Origin of the sequence: Thiomonas arsenitoxydans, from assembly GCF_000253115.1 — a bacterium.
GTDB classification, from domain to species: domain Bacteria; phylum Pseudomonadota; class Gammaproteobacteria; order Burkholderiales; family Burkholderiaceae_C; genus Thiomonas; species Thiomonas arsenitoxydans.
This window is the reverse complement of sequence record NC_014145.1, coordinates 415,173-434,997: the sequence shown is the minus strand read 5'-3', so window position 1 is coordinate 434,997 and position 19,825 is coordinate 415,173. Positions and strand designations below refer to the sequence as shown.

The following is a 19,825-nucleotide window of genomic DNA, read 5'->3' as shown; positions in this document are numbered from 1 at the left end:
GCCAGTTTCGCCAGCCTTAAAGCAGCGAACCTCGGTCGACCCCGTTGCGCGCCAGTCGTCCCTTGAGTTTGAGCAAGGACTCCTGCTGGATCTGGCGCACGCGCTCGCGCGTGAGGCCGAGGCGCTGCGCCAGTGACTCCAAGGTTTCCAACTCGCGTCCGTGCAGCCCAAAACGAGCTTCGATCACTTCGCGCTCACGCTCGGCCAACTCCCCTACCCAGGAATCGACCAGGGCCTCGACTTCGCGGGTCTGCGTCTGCTCTTCCATGCTGAGCGCGTTCTGGTCGGCGAACTGATCGGCGTAACTCTCGCCACTCTGGGTTTCGCGCAGGGCGTCCAGAGAAGTCGGCTGCTCGGCCAGGGCGAGCAAGTCCGTCACCTCTTCCGTACTGCGCCCCAGAAGCGCGGCCACGTCTTCGTCGGAGGTCTGACCGCGATAGTCGGCCGCCTGTTCCAGATGCTTGCGCGCCCGCAGCACCTGGTTGAGTTCGCGAATGACGTGCACCGGCAGGCGGATGGTGCGCACCTGTTGCATCAGCGCGCGTTCGATGCTTTGGCGGATCCACCAGCTTGCATAGGTGGAGAAACGAAACCCGCGTTCGGGCTCGAATTTTTCGATGGCGTGAATCAGGCCGAGGTTGCCCTCTTCGATCAAATCGCCCAGTGCCGCGCCGCGGCCGACATAGGCTTTGGCGATGCTCACAACCAGTCGCAGGTTGTGCTCCACCATCGCCTGACGCGCCTCGAAATCGCCCGCCTTGGCGCGGGTCGCCGTCTCAAATTCCTGCTCGGGCGTGAAAAGCGGTTTGGCGCGGATGTGGTTGAGATAGGCCTGCAGGGCACTGACGCCCGATTCATCGTCGATGGCGCCGATGGACGCCGGTGGACAGGGCAAGCCTGTCGGCGCGGGAGCAGGCTGCGCATCCGGCGCAGCAGGGCTCTTGTGCGCGATCATTTCCCAGGGTTCTGCGCCGTTCTGTGGGGCGGATCTGGCCTGCGGATCGCCTGCCGCTGGGACAGACACCCCTTGTTCAGAAGGCGAGTCGGAGACCGGTTTGGGGCGGCGCGGCATGCGAGCGGTCAGGGCTGTTTGGGCAAGAGCCCGATGGGATCGATGGACTTGCCGCGCAGTCTGATCTCGAAGTGAAGTTCAACGCGTGGGGCATCGGTCGAACCCATCTCGGCGATCTTCTGTCCGCGCTTCACGGTTTCGTTTTCTTTCACCAGCATGACGTTGTTGTGGGCGTACACGCTGATGTAATCGTCGTTGTGCTTGATGATGATCAGCTTGCCGAAGCCGCGCAATTCCGAGCCCGCATACACCACCCGACCCGCCGCCGCGGCATACACCGGGTCGCCCAGATTGCCCGCAATATCGATGCCTTTGCTCGTCGTGCCATTGAAGCCCTGAATGATCTTGCCGCTGACCGGCCATGACCAGACGATGCCGTCGTGCGTGGCTGTGGTCAGATTGCTGGCCATGACCGCAGGCCCCGAGGGCGGTGGGCTGGCGGGGGTGACAGGAGCGGGCGGCACTGCAACGGCCACCGAGGGCTTCACAGGAGTTGGAGCGGGCGGCGGCGCCGTGACCGGGGCTGCAGGCGCCAGCGGCGTGACGGCAAAGCTCTGCGCCGTGATCCCGGCTGGCAGCGACGGGGCAGAAGTAGCGGGCGCGGTTGCCCCGGCGACTTGCGACGTACCTTGTGGCGGAGCAACGCGCAGCACCTGACCGACCTCGATCACGTTCGGGTCGTCCAGGTTGTTCCATTGCGCCAGGGCCTGCCAGGTCGTCCCGAATTGGAGGGCAATGCGCCGCAAGGTGTCGCCGGGCTGCACGGTGTAGTACCCCGGCTGTCCCGCAAGAGAGGACGAAGCGGCGGTCGCGATGCCCGCAGGCGCCGCAGCCACCGTGGCGGGCGGCGCGTAGACCGGGGGCACTTTCTGGAAGGTCTTGGACTCGACCGGCACGGGGGCCAGCGCCACCGAGGTACAGGCGCCCAGCATGGCAGCGGCAGAAAGAGTGAGGGCGAGCAGGGCGATCCGCATGGTGGGCAATGTCAATGAACAACGTCGATTCAAGTCAAACCAGATTTTAAGGGGACGAATTTGGCGCCTTCGAGTTGCTGCACGTCGAATGTGGTGGCTGAGCGCTTGCGGTACAGCAAGAGTTGCTGCGGGTCGCCGATGGGCGCAATGAGCACCCCGCCCACCACCAACTGGTCGAGCCAGACCTGCGGCAAAGTCAGCGCCGCCGCCCCCGACAAAATCGCGTCGAACGGAGCGCCCTGCGGGCATCCCAGCATACCGTCGCCCAAAATCAAACGCAGGTTCGGCACGCGCAAGGCGCGCAGATTGTTGCGCGCCAGATCGTGCAGCGCGCGTATGCGCTCGACGCTGTAAACGTCTGCCGCCACCCTGGCCGTCACGGCCGCGGCGTAGCCACAGCCGGTGCCGATGTCGAGCACCTTGCCCAGATTGGCGCGCGGCGCCAGGGCCTTGAGCGCCGCATCTAGGCCGCGGGCCACGACCGAGGGCTTGGAGATGGTTTGTTCAAATCCGATGGGCAGTGCGTTGTCGAGATAGGCTTGAGCGGCCAGCCCAGGATCGACGAAATGATGGCGTGGCACATCCTGCAAGGCCTGCAGCACCCGCTCGTCAAAGTGGCCCGATTGCCGCAATTTGTCGACCATGCCGCGACGCACCGCGTCCGAGTCAAGTCCGGCCTGACGCGGCAGGCAGCGCGACGGGCCTTGCGACGCTCCGCGCGTTTGCGGTTCACGTGGAACGGGCAACGCAACGGTTCGCGCGCCCCCCAACTGCCCTCTCGGCGGGGGTGGCGCTGTGGGCGCCTTGCTCAGCGCGGCATCAAGCGCTTGGCGCGCAGGCCAGTGCACAAAGCGCTGCGGCGACTTGCTTCCCGCACTCACGCACCGCCTCGCGTTTCAAAACGGGCAGCACAGGTCTGGAGCTGGGCATGGTGCGTCAAATCTAGTTGCAGCGGCGTGAGAGAGGCGAACCCTTGAGCGATGGCATCGAAGTCGGTGCCCGCCTGCTGGTCCAACGCCGCACCGGCGCCGCCGATCCAGTAAATCGTGTCACCATAAGGGTTTTTCTGTACCACCACGGGCTGGCTCGGATGCCGCTTGCCCAGACGGGTCACGCGCACACCGCCGAGCTCATTCAAAGGGCGGTTAGGAACGTTCAGGTTGAGCAATTGCGCTTGCTGCGGCAGGTCTTCGACCAGTTTCGCCACCACCTCAACCGCCACGGCGACGGCTGTGTCCAGATGCCCCCAGCCCTTCTCGACCAGTGAGATGGCCAAGGCGGGAATTCCAAACAAATAACCCTCGGTCGCGGCGGCCACTGTGCCCGAATAAATCGTGTCGTCGCCGAGATTGGCGCCGTTGTTCACCCCGCTCACCACCAGATCCGGGCGGAAATCGAGCAAGCCCGTCAGCGCGATGTGCACACAGTCTGACGGAGTGCCGTTCACATACCGAAAACCATTGCTGGCGGTATAGACCGACAAAGGCCGATTCAGCGTGAGCGCGTTTGAGGCAGCACTTGCGTTCTGTTCGGGCGCAATGACCGTCACATCCCAGTGCGCCCGCAACCCATCAAACAGCGCGGCTAAGCCGGGGGCCAGATACCCATCATCGTTGGCTAGAAGAATTCGCATGGCCGCATCTTATCGGTTCATTGCGGCCAGAATATGCCGACCTGAAAACGACAAGGTTTCGACTCAAGTCGTCATTGCTGGTTGGTGCCCGGAGCGGGGATCGAACCCGCACGCCCCTTTTCAGGAAAGCGGCGGATTTTAAGTCCGCTGCGTCTACCAATTTCGCCATCCGGGCAAGCAGCAGCACGCGCTGCCTCGACGGCTTTGCAGGCGAAATACAGCGCCGTGCAATCCGCGCCTTGACTTGTTTTCGTAGTTTTTTTGCGCGGCGTTTGGAGGTTTCCCGGGACCACGCGCACAAAACCGAACAGCGGTGCTTGAATTGAATTCTACTGAGTCCGCCCTGGGCATTGAGTCGGTCTGCGCTCAGGGCAAATTCGCAGACGACCACCATCGTTTCACATTGGCCGCTGTTTTCGTTTCCACTGCGGCCCACACCCTTCAAGATCCTCAAGTTCGTGCCGTTACCCCTTTAAACTGTGGATTTTTCACGCCACCACGATGCCGCGAGCAGCGTGAAGGATTTACAAAACATCCCGACCGCACGCATTATGGGCGGCCTATTCTCTGCAGCATCATGTCCGCCACTTCGATCGCCGCATCCGCTTCGCCGCCTTCCAAGACCTTGCCAGGCTTGGCGCACGCCTTGGTGCAGGCCGAACTGCTGCCGCGGACCCTGGTCGAGCAGATCCACCAGCGCGCGCAGGAGACGCGCACAAGCTTCATTGCCACGCTGATCGGCAGTGGGTCGATGAACGCGCCCGATCTGGCGCACTGGGTCAGCAGAACATTTTCATTGCCGCTGCTGGACCTCGATGCCTATGACCCGACCCGCCTGGCGACGGGCGCCATCGACTCGAAAATCATTCAGAGCTACAAGGTTTTGCCTCTGCTCAAGCGCGGCAACCGTCTGGTGGTCGCGACGGCCGACCCAGCCGATCACGAGGCGGAAGACAAGATCAAGTTTCAATCGCAGGCTCAGATCGAGCTGGTCGTCGTCGAATACGACAAGCTGACGCGCATCATCGACCAGGCCAGTCAATCGGCCAGTTCGCAGATCTCCGCCCTGGTTGGCGAAGATTTCGATCTGGGCGATCTCAGCGACGGCAGCGAAGCACCCGACACCAAGGAGCAGACTGCCGAAGTCGATGATGCGCCGGTGGTCAGGTTCCTGCAAAAAATGCTGATCGACGCGATCAATATGCGCGCTTCCGACCTGCATTTCGAGCCCTTCGAGCATTTTTATCGCATCCGCTTTCGCGTGGACGGCGAGCTGCGTGAAATCGCGCAACCCCCGGCCTCGATCAAAGAAAAACTCGCTTCGCGCATCAAGGTCATTTCCAAGCTGGACATCGCCGAGCGCCGCGTGCCGCAGGACGGGCGCATGAAGCTGCGCATCAGCCCGGAAAAATCGATCGATTTCCGGGTAAGCACACTGCCCACGCTGTACGGCGAAAAAATTGTGATGCGGATTCTGGACTCTTCCTCGGCCAAGCTTGGCATCGACGCGCTGGGCTACGAGCCGGAAGAACGGGAAAAGCTGCTTCGCGCGATCCATCGCCCCTACGGCATGATTCTGGTGACGGGCCCGACCGGCAGCGGCAAAACCGTGTCGCTCTATTCCTGCCTGAACATCCTGAACCAGCCGGGAGTCAATATCTCGACTGCCGAAGATCCGGCTGAAATCAATTTGCCCGGCATCAACCAGGTCAACGTCAACGAAAAAGCCGGGCTGAATTTCGCCAATGCGCTGCGCGCCTTCCTGCGCCAGGATCCCGACATCATCATGGTGGGCGAGATCCGCGATCTGGAAACCGCTGACATTTCGATCAAGGCCGCGCAAACCGGCCACATGGTGCTCTCTACGGTGCACACTAATGACGCCCCCACCACGCTGACGCGCCTGATGAATATGGGCGTGCCCGCGTTCAACATTGCGTCCAGCGTGATTCTCATCACGGCGCAGCGTCTGGCGCGCAAACTTTGCACCCAGTGCAAGACCCCGGTCGACCTGCCAGCACAAACGCTGCTCGAAGCCGGATTTCGCGAAGAAGACCTGGACGGCAGTTGGAAGCCCTACAAGGCGGGAAAGTGCAACGCCTGCGGCGGCTCGGGCTACAAGGGCCGTGTCGGCATCTATCAGGTCATGCCAATTACTGAAGAAATACAACGCATCATCCTTAATCACGGCACAGCCATGGACATCGCCCAGCAAGCACGCAAGGAAGGCGTGCGTTCTCTGCGGGAGTCCGGGCTGATCAAGGTGAAACAGGGGGTCACATCCCTGGAAGAAATCATCGCCGTGTCCAACGAGTAAACGGGGGAAGCACCATGGCTACAGCGGCAGCGCGAACGGCGAAGGAAGCGCTATTCGAGTGGGAAGGGAAAGACCGACAAGGCAAGCTGCAGCGCGGTGAGTTGCGCGCGGGCAGCGAGGCCATCGTCTCCGCGTCGCTGCGGCGCCAGGGCATTCTGGTCACCAAGGTGAAGAAGCGTCGCCTGACCAGCGGCAAGGCGATCAAGGCCAAGGACATTTCCACCTTCACCCGGCAGATGTCGACCATGATCAAGGCCGGCGTGCCGCTGCTGCAATCGTTCGACATCGTCGGTCGCGGCCACCCCAACCCCAACATGGCCCGGCTGATCATGGACATCCGCGGCGATGTGGAAACCGGCACCAGTTTGTCCAACGCCTTTCGCAAACATCCCAAATACTTCGACGCGCTGTATTGCAACTTGGTCGAAGCAGGCGAGACGGCCGGTATGCTCGAATTGGTGCTCGACCGCCTGGCCACCTATCAGGAAAAGTCGCTGGCCATCCGCAGCAAGATCAAGAGCGCGCTCACCTACCCTATTGCGGTGATGGTCGTGGCCTTCGTGGTGGTGTCCATCATCATGCTGTTCGTCGTGCCCGTGTTCACGGATGTGTTCTCGCAGTTCGGCGCGAGCCTGCCCGCCCCCACGCTGATGGTGGTGGCCATATCCAACTTTTTCGTGCACTACTGGTACATCCTGTTCGGCACGATTTTTCTGGGCGGCTACTTCTTTCTGCAGTCGTGGAAAAAGTCCATCAAGATGCAGGAGACCATGGACCGGCTGCTGCTGCGCGTGCCGGTCTTCGGCAAACTGGTGCGGCTGGGCGCGCTGGCCCGCTGGACCCGCACTCTGGCCACAATGTTCGGCGCCGGAGTGCCGCTGGTCGAAGCGCTCGATGCCGTCGGGGGCGCGGCTGGCAACATCGTTTATCTGCGCGCCACGGAAAAAATCCAGCAAGACGTTTCTACCGGCACCAGCCTAACGACGTCGATGCAGACGCAGGGGGTGTTTCCGCCGCTAGTCATTCAGCTCACCTCCATCGGTGAAGAGTCGGGCTCGCTGGATTCGATGCTGAGCAAGGCGGCCGACATCTATGAGGCCGAGGTGGACGAGCTAGTGAAAAACCTCTCGGCCCTGCTGGAGCCGATCATCATCGTGTTCCTTGGCGTGATCATCGGCGGGCTGGTGGTGGCGATGTACCTGCCGATTTTCAACCTCGGCAAGGTGGTCGGTTGATGCCCGATTTCGGCGCGCTGCCGCTGACGTTCTGGATCGTGGCCGCCGGGCTGTTCGGCCTGGCGGTGGGCAGCTTTCTGAACGTAGTCATCTACCGTCTGCCGGTGATGATGGAGCGACAGTGGCAGGCCGACGCCCACGCCACACTTCATCCGGACGCTCAAACCCAGGCTGCCGAGCGCTTCGATCTCATTGCACCGCGTTCGCGCTGTCCGTCCTGCGGTCATCAGATCCTGTGGTGGGAGAACATTCCGGTGCTCAGCTATCTGTTCCTCCGCGGGCGCTGCTCGAGTTGTCACACGACGATTTCGCCGCGCTATCCGCTGGTCGAACTGATCACCGCGCTGCTGACTGCGGCGGTGGTCGTGCGATGGGGTGCGAGCGGGGACAGCCTGGCCTACATCGTCCTGCTTTGGGCGCTGATCACCCTGGCCTTGATCGATTTCGACACCACGCTGCTGCCCGACAGCATCACCCTGCCTCTGTTGTGGCTCGGTTTGCTGTGGCACGCCTGGCTGCACCCGGAGCAGCTTTCCAGCGCGGTGTGGGGTGCGGCTGTCGGCTACCTCGCGCTCTGGACGGTCTACCAAGGTTTCAAGCTGTTGACCGGCAAGGAGGGCATGGGCTTTGGCGACTTCAAGCTGCTGGCTGCACTCGGCGCCTGGTTTGGCGTTGCCGCGCTGCTGCCCATCATTTTGCTGTCCAGCATTTGCGGCGCGGTGATCGGCATCGCCTTGCAGTTGCTCAAACTGACGGAGCGCGGCCGCCCGATTCCTTTCGGGCCCTTTCTCGCCGCCGCCGGCATTTTGTTGCTGCTGATCGGGCCGAACACCCTGGTGGCCCTGCTGCTTCCTGCCTCCGGGGCATGAACCGGGCGCCCCGCCTGCGCATTGGCCTGACGGGCGGTATCGGTTCGGGGAAATCGGCAGCGGCCGATCGGCTTGCCGCCCTCGGCGCCGCCATAGTCGACGCTGACGTGCTGGCCCACCAGCTCACCGCCGCCGGGGGCGCGGCCATGCCAGCGCTTATCGAGGCCTTCGGCGAACAAATCTGCGATGCCAGCGGCGCGCTCGACCGCGCCGCCATGCGCCAACGGGTGTTTGGCGACCCACAAGCTCGCGCGCGGCTCGAATCCATCCTGCACCCTCGCATCGGCGCGGCCATGCGCGAGGCCGCCTTTCAACGGAAAGGCGCTTATGTCGTTTTCGTCGTGCCCCTGCTGGTTGAAAATCTGGCGCGCTGGCGGCCGCAGATCGACCGCCTTTGCGTGGTCGATTGCCCCGTCGAGATGCAGGTCGCGCGGGTGCAAGCGCGCTCGGGGCTGGATGTTGCCACCATCAACGCCATTCTTGCGGCACAGGCCACGCGGGCGCAGCGTCTGGCGGTGGCTGACGATGTGATCGACAACAGCGGCGATCTGCAGAGCCTGAGCGATCAGGTCGACTTGCTGCATGCGCAGTATTTGCAACTTGTGCACAAAAATTGAGTTCGGTCGCGGCTTGCAGGACAATGCGGTCAGCCGCCGCAACACCCGCTGACGACAAAACCAATATCTCTCGCACAGGGTCTTGAGCCCTTGCGGCACCCCACTGGATCGGTCCGTGATTCTGTACGAATACCCCTTGCACGAACGCGTGCGCACCCTGCTCAGGCTGGAACACCTGTTCCGCCGAGCCGATGTGTTGCAGCAAAGCGCCCTGCCGGAGCATCACCATTTCGCGCTGGTCACCCTGTTCGAGATCATGGATGTCGCAAGCCGCCAGGATCTCAAGTCTGAAATCCTCAAGGAACTCGAACGCCATCGGCAGACCTTCATCGGCTATCGCGGCAATCCGGCGGTGGCCGAGTCCGCGCTCGATGCCGTGCTCGGCGAACTCGATCAGGCCTACCAGGCGCTCGGTCAGCAGCACGGCCGCGTGGGCCAGAGCCTGCAGGACAACGAATGGCTCATGGCGATCCGCAGCCGGGCGGGCATTCCCGGCGGCACCTGCGAATTCGACCTGCCCGCCTATTACGCCTGGCAGCATTTGCCGCAGCAACAGCGCCAGAGCAATCTGGCGCAATGGCTGCAGTCCTTTGCACCACTGGCCAGCAGCATCGAACTCCTGCTGCGTCTGCTGCGCGACTCCGGCAGTACGCGCAAGATCCAGGCCGTCAATGGCGCCTACCAGCAACAACTCTCCGGCAAGACGTATCAACTGCTGCGACTGCGCATCGACGGCGCTCTGGGCCTGATCCCGGAAATCACCGGCCACCGGCTCATGGTGTCGGTGCGCTTCATGCAACCTGACGCCGATTGGCGCATCACGCCCAGCACGGATGAAGTGCCTTTCGACATGACTCTTTGTCCTTGATCGTCCTTGATCGTCCTTGATTGGCCTTGATTGGCCTTGAAACTTGCCATGGACTCAGATTCTTCTCCTACCTCGCGGCCCAAGGTGCGATGCCCGCAATGCGGCACACTCACCGTTTACAGCCTGAGCAATCCCTGGCGACCGTTTTGCAGCGAGCGTTGCAAGTCGATTGATTTCGGCGCCTGGGCCAGCGAGAGCTATCGCGTGCCGACCAAACCCGACGCCGCTGATATAGACGCACTGGAACAAGAACTCGAACGCAGCAATCTTCAGAACCGGGGCCAGCCCCACTGAGACTTCACTGAGAGACTCCACTGAGCGCGCACCGAGCCGTGCGCAGCGTTCAGCCCCCCTCCTGCGCCAGCCACCCCAACACCGGCAACGCGCCGGGCAGCACCGGGCTGAGCGTGACCGGCAGTGTTTGCCACGATAGTTGCTGGCCTTCGCGGCCCTGCGGTTCGCCGTCCCACGCGGTGATGCGGCAGAACTGCAGATCGACCAGGGCATGGGGATAGTCCACGCGCAGGCTGCGCCAGAACTGGGCCTCACGCACCCGCACCCCAAGCTCTTCTTCAAACTCCCGGGCCAGCGCGTCCCGCAGCGACTCGCCGACTTCCAGCTTTCCGCCCGGAAACTCCCAGTAACCCGCATAGGGCTTGCCCTCGGGGCGCGAAGCCATGAGAAAGGCGCCGTCTGCGCGCACCATCAGCCCGACCGCCACCGCAACGGGCGTGCGCTGAGACGGGGACGGATTCACTTCCCGCCGCGCCCCGCCCAGTCGCGGGCGAATTGCCAAGCCACGCGGCCAGACCGGGACCCGCGCTCCAGCGCCCAGACCAGCGACTCCTGCAAGGCTTTGTCCATCTGCCGGTCGTTCACGCCGAAGGCGCGCAACCAATGCTCGACGATATGCAGATAGTCGTCTTGACTGTAGGGATAGAAACTGACCCAGAGCCCGAAGCGCTCGGAGAGGGAAATTTTTTCTTCCACCACTTCGCCGGGGTGGATCTCGCCATTCTCGAGATGCTTGTAGCTCAGGTTCTCCTGCAGATACTCGGGCATGAGATGCCGCCGGTTGGAGGTGGCGTAGATCAGCACGTTGTCGGCAGTCGCGCTGACCGAGCCATCGAGCACCGACTTGAGCGCCTTGTAGCCCGGCTCGCCTTCCTCGAACGACAGATCGTCGCTGAACACGATGAAACGCTCGGGACGATCTGCGAGCAGGTCGGTGAGTTCGGGCAGATCGACCAGATCGGCCTTGTCCACCTCGATGAGACGCAACCCTTGGCGCGCGAATTTGTTCAGACTGGCCTTGACCAGGGACGATTTGCCCGTGCCGCGCGAGCCGGTGATGAGTACATTGTTAGCCGGCTTGCCCTGCACGAACTGGCGGGTATTGCGCTCGACCTTGCGGCGTTGATCTTCGATACCGATCAGATCGTCGTAAGTGATGGGCGAGAGCTTGTGCACGGGCACCAGCTGCTTGCGCCCGCCCTTGCTGATCCAGCGAAAGGCGACCGACGCCGCCCAGTTGGGCTCGGACAAAGGAGTGGGCAGCAGCGTTTCCAGCCGATCGAGCAGGCCGTTGGCTCGTTGAAACAGCGCGGCAAGCTGGCCGCTCAGATTAATGGACATTGGCGCATCGGCACGGGGTGCATCCACTTCAACGCGGGCTTGGGTGCGGGCCGTCTTGCGGCGGGTTCCGGTTTGGGTCGGCATGGGTTTCAGGAGCGGTAATCGGCATTGATGGACACGTAGTCGTGCGACAGATCGCAGGTCCACACCGTCGCCGCCGCCGCGCCACGGCCCAGGGCGATGCGCACGGTGATCTCGGCCTGTTTCATCACGCGTTGGCCCTCCTCTTCGCGGTAAGCGGGATGGCGGCCGCCGCGCGTGGCGACATGCACATCGTCGAGATAGAGATCGACGCCCTCCACGTCGAGATCGGTCACCCCGGCGTAGCCCACTGCCGCCAGAATGCGGCCCAGATTCGGGTCACTGGCGAAGAAAGCGGTTTTCACCAAAGGCGAATGCGCCACGGCATAAGCCACCAAGCGCGCCTCGTCGCGGCTGCGTGCGCCTTCGACCCGTACGCTGATGAACTTGGTGGCGCCCTCTCCGTCGCGCACGATGGCCTGGGCGAGTTGCTGCGCCAGCACGGTGAGCGCGGCCTGCAAGGCCTGCGCCTGTGGGCTGTCCGCGCGGGTGATCTTCGCCAGATCCGTCTTGCCCGTCGCGATGATGACGAGGGAATCGTTGGTCGAGGTGTCGCCATCGATGGTGATGCTGTTGAACGACTCGTCCGCCGCGGCGCGGGTGAGCTGCTGCAGCACTTCGGGCGCGACGGAGCAATCGGTGGCGATGAAGCCGAGCATCGTCGCCATATTCGGGCGAATCATGCCCGCGCCTTTGCTGATACCGCTCAGCGTCACGGTGACGCCGTCAATCGCCACCTGCGTGCTGGCCGCCTTGGGCAAGGTGTCGGTGGTCATGATGGCGGCAGCGGCATCGAGCCAGCCTTCGCTGCGCGCTGCGGCAATCGCGGCGGGCAGGCCGTCGATCAGGCGCTGCATGGGCAGCGGCTCCAGAATCACGCCGGTGGAAAACGGCAGCACCTGCTCGGGCTGCACACCAAGCAGGCCCGCCAGTTCCACGCAGGTCTGCCGCGCATCGGCCAGACCCTGAGCGCCGGTTCCGGCATTGGCGCAGCCGGTGTTGATGACCAGGGCGCGCACGTCCTGCCCGCCCGTGCTTTGCAGATGCTCGCGGCACACCTGCACCGGCGCGGCGCAAAACCGGTTCTGGGTGAACACTCCCGCCACGCTGGCGCCGGGTGCGATCTGGATGACGGTGACATCCTTGCGCCCCGGCTTGCGGATCTGCGCCTCGGCGACACCCAGCAAAACGCCCTCAACGGCGTGCAGGCGACTTGGATCAGGGACTTGAAGATTCACCGCCATGACAGACTCTCCACAACGTGATGCCATTCAGGAAGGGCTGCAGGCCCGACGGGCCCTGCAGCCAAGTTCAACTCAGCTTGCCGTGGCAATGCTTGTATTTCTTGCCGCTGCCGCAAGGGCAGGGGTCGTTGCGACCGACCTTGGGGTAAGGATTTTCCGACAGCGATGCAGCGGCGGCGCCGCCTGCGACGGCCATGCCGGCCAGCGCCGCCTCGGTGCTGTCGAGCACGGAAATGCCGGATGTCGCATCGGCATGCTGGAAGTTGATGTGGATGCGCTGCGCCTGCTGCTCCATGTTCTCGGCGGCTTGTTCGGCCTGCTCCGGGCTTTGCACCTGCACGGTCATCAGCACGCGGGTGACTTCGGACTTCACCGAATCGAGCATCATGCCAAACAGCTCGAACGCCTCGCGCTTGTATTCCTGCTTGGGCTGCTTTTGCGCATAGCCGCGCAGGTGGATGCCCTGGCGCAAATGATCGAGCGACGACAGATGCTCGCGCCATTGCTGGTCGAGGGTCTGCAACAGCACCACGCGCTCGAACTGGGCGAAGTTGTCGCGTCCGACCAGATCGACCTTGGTGGAGTAAGCGGTGTCGGCGGCTTCGAGCACGCGCTCGAGCACGTCCTCATCGGTCATGTTCTCGTCAGACTCCAGCCACTCTTTGAGCGGCAGCTCGATCTGCCATTCATCGCGCAGCACTTTTTCGAGGCCGGGAATATCCCACTGCTCTTCCATGCTCTGCTCGGGCACATAGGCGCGCACCAGATCGGAGAAGGCGCCCTGGCGCAGTGAGGTGATCTGCTCGCTGACCTCGGTGGAGTCGAGCAGTTCATTGCGCTGCTGATAGATGATCTTGCGCTGCTCGTTGGACACGTCGTCGTATTCGAGCAGTTGCTTGCGAATGTCGAAGTTGCGCGCCTCGACCTTGCGCTGCGCGCTCTCGATCGAGCGCGTCACCATGCCGGCTTCGATGGCTTCGCCCTCGGGCATTTTCAGCCGTTCCATGATGGCCTTGACGCGGTCGCCGGCAAAAATGCGCATCAGCGCGTCATCGAGCGAGAGGTAAAAGCGGGTGGAGCCGGGGTCGCCTTGCCGCCCGGAACGACCGCGTAGCTGGTTGTCGATCCGGCGGCTTTCATGCCGCTCGGTGCCGATGATGTGCAGGCCGCCTGCGGCAATCACCTGGTCGTGCAGCGATTGCCATTCGCTCTTGAGGGTGTGCACCTTGGCGGCTTTTTCCTCGTCCGACAGATTGGGGTCGGCCTCGATGATCTCGCACTGTTTTTCCACATTGCCGCCGAGCACGATGTCGGTGCCCCGACCGGCCATATTGGTGGCGATGGTGATCATGCCCGGGCGTCCGGCCTGCGCCACGATCTCGGCTTCGCGCGCGTGCTGCTTGGCGTTGAGCACCTGATGCGGCAGCTTTTTCTGCTGCAGCAGCATCGAGAGTTTTTCGCTGCTCTCGATGGAGGTGGTGCCCACCAACACCGGCTGGCCGCGCTCGTGGCAGTCGCGGATGTCTTCGACCACGGCCAGATCGCGCTCGTGCGCGGTTTTGTACACCTTGTCCTGCGCATCCTTGCGGCGGATGGGCTTGTTGGTCGGGATGACCACGGTCTCGAGCTTGTAGATTTCCTGAAACTCGAAGGCTTCGGTATCGGCGGTGCCTGTCATGCCGCCGAGCTTGGCGTACATGCGGAAATAATTCTGGAAGGTGATCGAGGCCAGCGTCTGGTTCTCGCTCTGGATGTCCACGCCTTCCTTAGCTTCCACCGCCTGATGCAGCCCGTCGGACCAGCGGCGGCCCGCCATGATGCGGCCGGTGAACTCATCGACGATGATGACCTCGCCGTTCTGCACCACATAATGCTGGTCGCGGTGGTAGAGGTGATTGGCGCGCAGCGCCGCATACACATGGTGCATCAGCGCGATGTTGGCCGCGTCGTACAGCGTGGTGCCCGGGGGAATCAGCCCCATTTCGGTGAGGATGGCCTCGGTCTTTTCGTGGCCCGACTCGGTGAGGAACACCTGATGCGCTTTCTCATCGACGGTGAAATCGCCGGGTTTCTCCACACCTTTGCCGGTGATCGGGTCTTCCTCGCCGATCTGACGCTCCAGCCGCGGGACGATGACGTTGATCTTCTTGTAAAGATCGGTGTTGTCGTCAGCCTGACCAGAAATGATCAGCGGCGTGCGCGCCTCGTCGATCAGAATGGAGTCGACCTCGTCGATTAGCGCATAGTTCAGCCCGCGCTGCACCCGCTCGGCCGGCTCGTACACCATGTTGTCGCGCAGGTAATCGAAGCCGTACTCGTTGTTCGTGCCGTAGGTCACATCGGCAGCGTAGGCCGCCTGCTTCTCTGGCTTGGTCATATTGGGCAGGTTGATGCCCACGCTCAAACCGAGGAAGGTGTAGAGACGGCTCATCCACTCGGCATCGCGCCGGGCCAGATAATCGTTCACCGTGACCACATGCACGCCCTTGCCCGAGAGCGCATTGAGATAAACCGGCAGCGTGCCCACCAGGGTCTTGCCCTCGCCGGTACGCATTTCGGCGATCTTGCCGTTGTGAAGCGCCATGCCGCCGATCATCTGCACATCGAAGTGCCGCATTTTCAACGCCCGCTTGCCCCCTTCGCGTACCACGGCAAACGCCTCTGGCAGCAGATCATCGAGACTGCGGCCATTGGCCACCTGCTGGCGAAACTCGGCGGTCTTGGCCTTGAGTTCATCGTCGCTGAGTCTTTCGAATTGCGGTTCCAGGGCGTTGATGCGCTCGACCACGCGCCGGTACTGGCGCAGCAAACGTTCGTTGCGGCTGCCGAACAGACTGGTGAGGAATTTGACTGGCATGGGAAGGCGGACTCCAGGCCCGCAGTCTTTGAGTGTGGTTTTGAGGGAAGCCCGCAGCGACAGACGCACGCCCGACTTTCCGAGAACATTTCATTGTATGCGTGCGTTTTTACCGTCCGCAGGCTGGCACAATGGGGGTGGACTCCAGGATTTCCAGTCTGTTCCCTCTGCCCATGCCCACCCAACGTCCATCCGCCGCCGTGTCGTCGGCGCCTTTCATCCAGAAAGGCGCCGCATCGCTATCGGCCTGGGCACGCGTTTCTCCCCCCATAGCCGCGCTGCGCGACGCCGCCACGCTTTCGCACCAGATGTGGCAATCCGCCCGTCCGCTGCTACCCCCGGCACTGCTGGACGGCGTGCAGGCGGGGCGCTGGCAGGACGGGGTGTGGAGCCTGACCGCCAGTTCGAGCGCGGTGGCTGCCAAGCTCAGTCAGTTCAAGCCGACCCTGCTGCGGCACTTGCAGGACCGCGGCTTCGCCCTGCGCGACATGCGCATCCGGGTACAGCCACGGGCAGAGCGTGGGCCGCAAACGGCCCCGACAGCGACCCAGCCGCCCTCATGCCCGGATGCGGTCAAGGCAAGATTGCGTCAACTGCTGGAACAGGCTGACTAGGGCCTGTTAACGCCGTCAAAAAGCGAAGGTGGGAACGGCGCGAAAACCCGCCGGGGCGCGAGTGGCGTCTTCGAAGCTGACGATCTCGTAGCTGGATTCATCGGCAAAGAGTTCGCGCAGCAGCAGATTGTTGACCATGTGGCCGCTGCGAAAGGCGCTGTACGCGCCGATCAGCGCCTTGCCCGCCACATACAGATCGCCGATGGCATCGAGCGTCTTGTGTTTGACGAACTCATCGTCGAAGCGCAGCCCTTCCTGATTGAGCACGCGGTATTCGTCCATGACGATGGCGTTTTCCATGCTGCCTCCCAGCGCCAGCCCATTGCTGCGCAGGGTTTCGACATCGCGCATGAAGCCGAAGGTGCGAGCGCGGGCGATGTCTTTCACGTACGAGTCGCGCCCCAGCTCAAACACCGTGGACTGCGCGGTCTGATTGACGGCGGGGTGGTCGAAATCGATGTCGAAACTCAGCTTGAAGCCGTCGTAGGGCTCAAGTCGCGCCCATTTTAGGTCGCTGCCCTGCCCGAGCCGCAATTCAACGAGCTTGCGTACGCGGATGAATCTTTTCGGTGCATTTTGCAGCGCGATGCCTGCCGATTGCAGCAAATAGACGAATGAAGACGCTGAGCCGTCGAGTATGGGGATTTCTTCCGCCGTGACGTCGATATACAGATTGTCGATCCCCAGACCGGAGCAGGCCGACAGCAGATGCTCAACGGTGTGGATCTTCACGTCGTCGCGCCCCAGCGTGGTCGCCATGCGCGTATCCACCACGGCAAACGGACTCAGCGGAATTTCGACCGGCTCGCTCAGATCGGTACGAGTGAACACGATGCCCGTATCGGGCGGGGCGGGGCGCAGGGTCAGTTCCACCCGCTCACTGCTGTGCAGGCCCACGCCGACAGCGCGGTTGACGGATTGAATGGTGCGTTGCGCCAACATGTCAATAACTTATGAGATTTCTAAATTTGATTGCCAGATGCTATGCATTCTAGGTGCCAAGCCTGAATTCTGCTGAAGACCCTGAAGGAGCACCGAGGCGCTTTCGGCCAGCGTTGCTGGCCCGCGTCGTTGACCCGCTTAGTTGACCCGCGTTGTCGCGCCCTGACAGGGAGGTGATCTGTCAGAGCGCAGCAACGCCTTTGCTCCTGCGCGGCGGCGACAAACCATGCGGAGTCGGGTCACTCCGTCGGGGGGACGGGCCAGCTCTGCGGTACGGCCCATGCCGCCACAGTGCATCGCCGCGTCCCGTCACCGGGCGCGTGTTTCGCGGAAAGGCTCAGTCCGCCTGCTTGCGCAGGAAAGCCGGAATTTCCATTTCCTCCATACCGCTTTGCATCAGCGCGTTCACATGCGCCGACGGTGCGCCGCGGCCACTACGCCAGATCGCCGGGCTTTGATACGGGTCCGCACCAGCCTGGCCGCCATAGCCCTGCGTGCGCAGCGGCATGTTGTCGGTGCCGGTGCGGATGATGGTGAGTTCCGGCGCGGCCTTTTCGGCCTTGCCGCACAAGCCCGTAGCCAGCACAGTGACGCGCAGCGAATCGCCCATGGTCGGGTCGTTGACCGTGCCGAAAATGATGTTGGCTTCCGGCGAGGCATAGGCGCGGATGGCGTTCATCGCCTCGCGCGTTTCGCCCAGGCGCAGCGAGTCGTCTGCGGTGATGTTCACCAGCACGCCCTTGGCGCCCGAGAGATCGACGCCGTCGAGCAGCGGGCAGACCACAGCCTGCTCGGCCGCCAGACGGGCGCGGTCGGGGCCGCTGGCCACCGCAGTGCCCATCATCGCCTTGCCCGGCTCGCCCATCACGCTCTTCACGTCCTCGAAGTCGGCGTTGATCAGGCCCGGCACATTGATGATCTCGGCAATGCCGCCGGTGGCGTTCTTCAACACGTCGTTGGCCTTAGCGAAGGCCTCTTTCTGGCTGATGTCATCGCCGTAAACCTCCAGCAGCTTTTCATTGAGCACGACGATGAGCGAATCGACATTGGCCTCCAGCTCGGCCAGGCCTTGCTCGGCGTTGGCCATGCGCTTGGAGCCCTCGAAGTCGAACGGGCGCGTCACCACGGCCACGGTGAGGATGCCCATTTCGCGGGCGATCTTGGCGATCACCGGCGCGGCGCCCGTGCCGGTGCCGCCGCCCATGCCGGCCGTGATGAACAGCATGTGCGCGCCTTCGAGCGCATCACGAATCTGGCCACGCGCCTGATCCGCCGCCTCGCGCCCGACCACCGGCTTGCCGCCAGCGCCCAGACCCGTCTTGCCCAGCTGCAGGAACTGATGCGCGCCCGAGGTCTTGAGCGCCTGGGCATCGGTGTTGGCGCAGATGAACTCCACGCCACGCACGCCCGAGGCGATCATGTGTTCGACCGCGTTACCGCCGCCGCCGCCAACACCGATCACCTTGATGTTGGTTCCCTGGTTGAACGCGCTTTGGGCGTCGTTCTCGATCATTTCAAAAGCCATGTCACACCTCCGTTAAAAACCGGCTGACGCACCCTACGCCCGCCGAACACACTCTGCGGGGCGGCACCCGGACCCTCCGGGCACCGCCCCGCAGAACTCAAAAATTCCCTGCAAACCACTCGCGCAAACGTCCCAGCGAGCCCTTGACTGAACTGCTCTTTTGCGCAAGGCGTGCGCCGCGCTGACGCTGGTGCAGGGCCTCGGCCAACAATCCCATGACCGTGGCCATGCGCGGATTGCGCACCATGTCGGCCAGCGGGCCGGTGTAGCTGGGCGCGCCCACGCGCACCGGCTTGAGAAAAATGTCTTCTGCCAGTTCGACCATGCCGGGCATCTGCGCCGAACCGCCGCAGAGCACCACGCCGGAAGACAGCACTTCCTCGAAGTGGGAATCGCGAATGACCTGCTGTGCCAGCGCGAAAATTTCTTCGGTACGCGGCTCGATCACGCTGGCGAGCACCTGCCGCGACAGCATGCGCGGCCCGCGGTCGCCCAGCCCAGGCACCTCCAGCGTCTCTTCCGGGTTAGCGAGTACCTGCTTGGCGATGCCGTGCTCGATCTTGATGTCTTCGGCGTCGCGCGTGGGCGTGCGCAGGGCCATGGCGATATCGCTGGTGACCAGCTCGCCGGCCACCGGAATGATGGCGGTATGGCGGATGGCGCCCCCGGTGTAGATGGCGATGTCGGTCACGCCGGCGCCGATGTCCACCACCGCCACGCCGAGCTCCTTCTCGTCCTCGGTGAGCACGGCGTGGCTGGACGCCAGCGGGTGCAGCACCAGTTGCTCGACCTCCAGGCCGCAGCGGCGCACGCACTTGAGCACGTTTTCCGCGGCAGTCTGCGCCCCGGTGACGATGTGCACGTTCACCTCCAGCCGCACGCCGCTCATGCCCACCGGCTCCTTGACTTCCTGGCCGTCGATGATGAACTCCTGCGGCTCGACCAGCAGCAAGCGCTGATCCGCCGGAATGTTCACCGCCTTGGCGGTTTCGATCACGCGGGTGACGTCGGCCTGCGTGACTTCGCGGTCCTTGATGGCCACCATGCCGTGCGAGTTCTGCCCGCGGATGTGGCTGCCGGTGATGCCGGTGATCACATGGGTGATCTTGCAATCAGCCATCAGCTCGGCTTCCTTCAAGGCTGCCTGGATGGATTGCACCGTCGCCTCGATGTCCACCACCACCCCGCGGCGCATGCCCGCGGTCGGCGCCTGGCCCATGCCGACGATCTTGAAGCCCGCCGCCGGGTTGTCGCGATCGGCCAGCATTTCGGCCACCACCACCAGCACTTTGGAGGTGCCGATGTCCAGCGCCACCACCAGATCCTTGTAGTCCTTGGCCAT

The 19,825-nt window shown here is 63.2% G+C and carries 18 protein-coding genes and 1 tRNA gene; 7 read left to right on the top strand and 12 right to left on the bottom strand.

Translation table 11 applies throughout. The annotated features are described in order from the left end of the window. Positions 1-16 precede the first annotated feature (16 nt). From rpoS to THI_RS01985, 5 genes are all read right to left on the bottom strand, one after another. Positions 17-1,072 (bottom strand): RNA polymerase sigma factor RpoS, encoded by a 1,056-nt coding sequence (gene rpoS, locus THI_RS02005; protein WP_013104555.1) that lies wholly within the window; start codon positions 1,070-1,072, stop codon positions 17-19. A gap of 8 nt (positions 1,073-1,080) precedes the next feature. Continuing rightward, positions 1,081-2,046, bottom strand: coding sequence for a peptidoglycan DD-metalloendopeptidase family protein (locus tag THI_RS02000; RefSeq protein ID WP_013104554.1), 966 nt, complete (start codon positions 2,044-2,046; stop codon positions 1,081-1,083). Positions 2,047-2,075: 29 nt separating this feature from the next. Next, complete coding sequence (locus tag THI_RS01995) at positions 2,076-2,792, bottom strand: protein-L-isoaspartate(D-aspartate) O-methyltransferase (RefSeq protein WP_231836323.1); 717 nt, start codon at positions 2,790-2,792, stop codon at positions 2,076-2,078. A 131-nt stretch (positions 2,793-2,923) separates the two neighbouring features. Further along, a complete protein-coding gene (gene surE, locus THI_RS01990) occupies positions 2,924-3,679 on the bottom strand; it encodes a 5'/3'-nucleotidase SurE (RefSeq protein WP_013104552.1) in 756 nt (251 codons plus the stop codon). Between the two features lie 82 nt (positions 3,680-3,761). Beyond that, a tRNA-Leu gene (locus THI_RS01985) sits at positions 3,762-3,854 on the bottom strand. A gap of 402 nt (positions 3,855-4,256) precedes the next feature. Between THI_RS01985 and pilB the strand changes: the two genes are divergently transcribed. From pilB to THI_RS01955, 6 genes are all read left to right on the top strand, one after another. Further along, positions 4,257-5,996 carry a type IV-A pilus assembly ATPase PilB gene (pilB, locus tag THI_RS01980; RefSeq protein ID WP_013104551.1) on the top strand — a complete coding sequence of 580 codons (1,740 nt, stop codon included), beginning with the start codon at positions 4,257-4,259 and terminating at the stop codon, positions 5,994-5,996. A 14-nt stretch (positions 5,997-6,010) separates the two neighbouring features. Further along, positions 6,011-7,231, top strand: a complete 1,221-nt coding sequence (locus THI_RS01975) for a type II secretion system F family protein (protein WP_013104550.1) — start codon at positions 6,011-6,013, stop codon at positions 7,229-7,231. Next, the gene (locus THI_RS01970; protein ID WP_013104549.1) at positions 7,231-8,100 is read left to right on the top strand and encodes a prepilin peptidase; all 870 of its coding nucleotides are present in this window, start codon (positions 7,231-7,233) and stop codon (positions 8,098-8,100) included. Before THI_RS01975 ends, THI_RS01970 begins: the two co-directional genes overlap by 1 nt. Further along, complete coding sequence (gene coaE / locus THI_RS01965) at positions 8,097-8,717, top strand: dephospho-CoA kinase (protein ID WP_013104548.1); 621 nt, start codon at positions 8,097-8,099, stop codon at positions 8,715-8,717. Before THI_RS01970 ends, coaE begins: the two co-directional genes overlap by 4 nt. Positions 8,718-8,832: 115 nt before the next feature. Next, the gene (gene zapD, locus THI_RS01960) at positions 8,833-9,585 is read left to right on the top strand and encodes a cell division protein ZapD (protein WP_013104547.1); all 753 of its coding nucleotides are present in this window, start codon (positions 8,833-8,835) and stop codon (positions 9,583-9,585) included. Positions 9,586-9,633: 48 nt separating this feature from the next. Beyond that, complete coding sequence (locus tag THI_RS01955; RefSeq protein WP_013104546.1) at positions 9,634-9,879, top strand: DNA gyrase inhibitor YacG; 246 nt, start codon at positions 9,634-9,636, stop codon at positions 9,877-9,879. A 49-nt stretch (positions 9,880-9,928) separates the two neighbouring features. On the opposite strand, the gene THI_RS01950 is transcribed toward THI_RS01955, so the two are convergent. From THI_RS01950 to secA, 4 genes are all read right to left on the bottom strand, one after another. Beyond that, positions 9,929-10,342: an NUDIX domain-containing protein gene (locus tag THI_RS01950; RefSeq protein WP_013104545.1), complete on the bottom strand. Its 414-nt coding sequence runs from the start codon at positions 10,340-10,342 to the stop codon at positions 9,929-9,931. Further along, positions 10,339-11,220: an ATP-binding protein gene (locus tag THI_RS01945; RefSeq protein WP_013104544.1), complete on the bottom strand. Its 882-nt coding sequence runs from the start codon at positions 11,218-11,220 to the stop codon at positions 10,339-10,341. The genes THI_RS01950 and THI_RS01945 overlap by 4 nt, the downstream gene beginning before the upstream one ends. An 89-nt stretch (positions 11,221-11,309) precedes the next feature. Then, a complete protein-coding gene (gene argJ, locus THI_RS01940; RefSeq protein WP_013104543.1) occupies positions 11,310-12,545 on the bottom strand; it encodes a bifunctional glutamate N-acetyltransferase/amino-acid acetyltransferase ArgJ in 1,236 nt (411 codons plus the stop codon). Between the two features lie 67 nt (positions 12,546-12,612). Further along, positions 12,613-15,402: a preprotein translocase subunit SecA gene (gene secA, locus THI_RS01935; RefSeq protein ID WP_013104542.1), complete on the bottom strand. Its 2,790-nt coding sequence runs from the start codon at positions 15,400-15,402 to the stop codon at positions 12,613-12,615. A gap of 173 nt (positions 15,403-15,575) precedes the next feature. Here secA and THI_RS01930 point away from each other — a divergent pair, with 173 nt between their 5' ends. Beyond that, positions 15,576-16,016, top strand: coding sequence for a DciA family protein (locus THI_RS01930; protein ID WP_231836321.1), 441 nt, complete (start codon positions 15,576-15,578; stop codon positions 16,014-16,016). Positions 16,017-16,031: 15 nt separating this feature from the next. Here THI_RS01930 and lpxC read toward each other — a convergent pair whose 3' ends face one another. The 3 genes from lpxC to ftsA all read right to left on the bottom strand — a co-directional run bounded on the left by lpxC (position 16,032) and on the right by ftsA (position 19,825). Continuing rightward, positions 16,032-16,958 (bottom strand): UDP-3-O-acyl-N-acetylglucosamine deacetylase, encoded by a 927-nt coding sequence (lpxC, locus tag THI_RS01925; protein ID WP_013104540.1) that lies wholly within the window; start codon positions 16,956-16,958, stop codon positions 16,032-16,034. A 337-nt stretch (positions 16,959-17,295) separates the two neighbouring features. Further along, entirely contained in the window at positions 17,296-18,483 is a 1,188-nt protein-coding gene (gene ftsZ / locus THI_RS01920) for a cell division protein FtsZ (protein ID WP_013104539.1), read from the bottom strand. 97 nt (positions 18,484-18,580) lie between these two features. Further along, on the bottom strand, positions 18,581-19,825 hold the full coding sequence (gene ftsA, locus THI_RS01915) for a cell division protein FtsA (protein ID WP_013104538.1): 1,245 nt from the start codon (positions 19,823-19,825) through the stop codon (positions 18,581-18,583).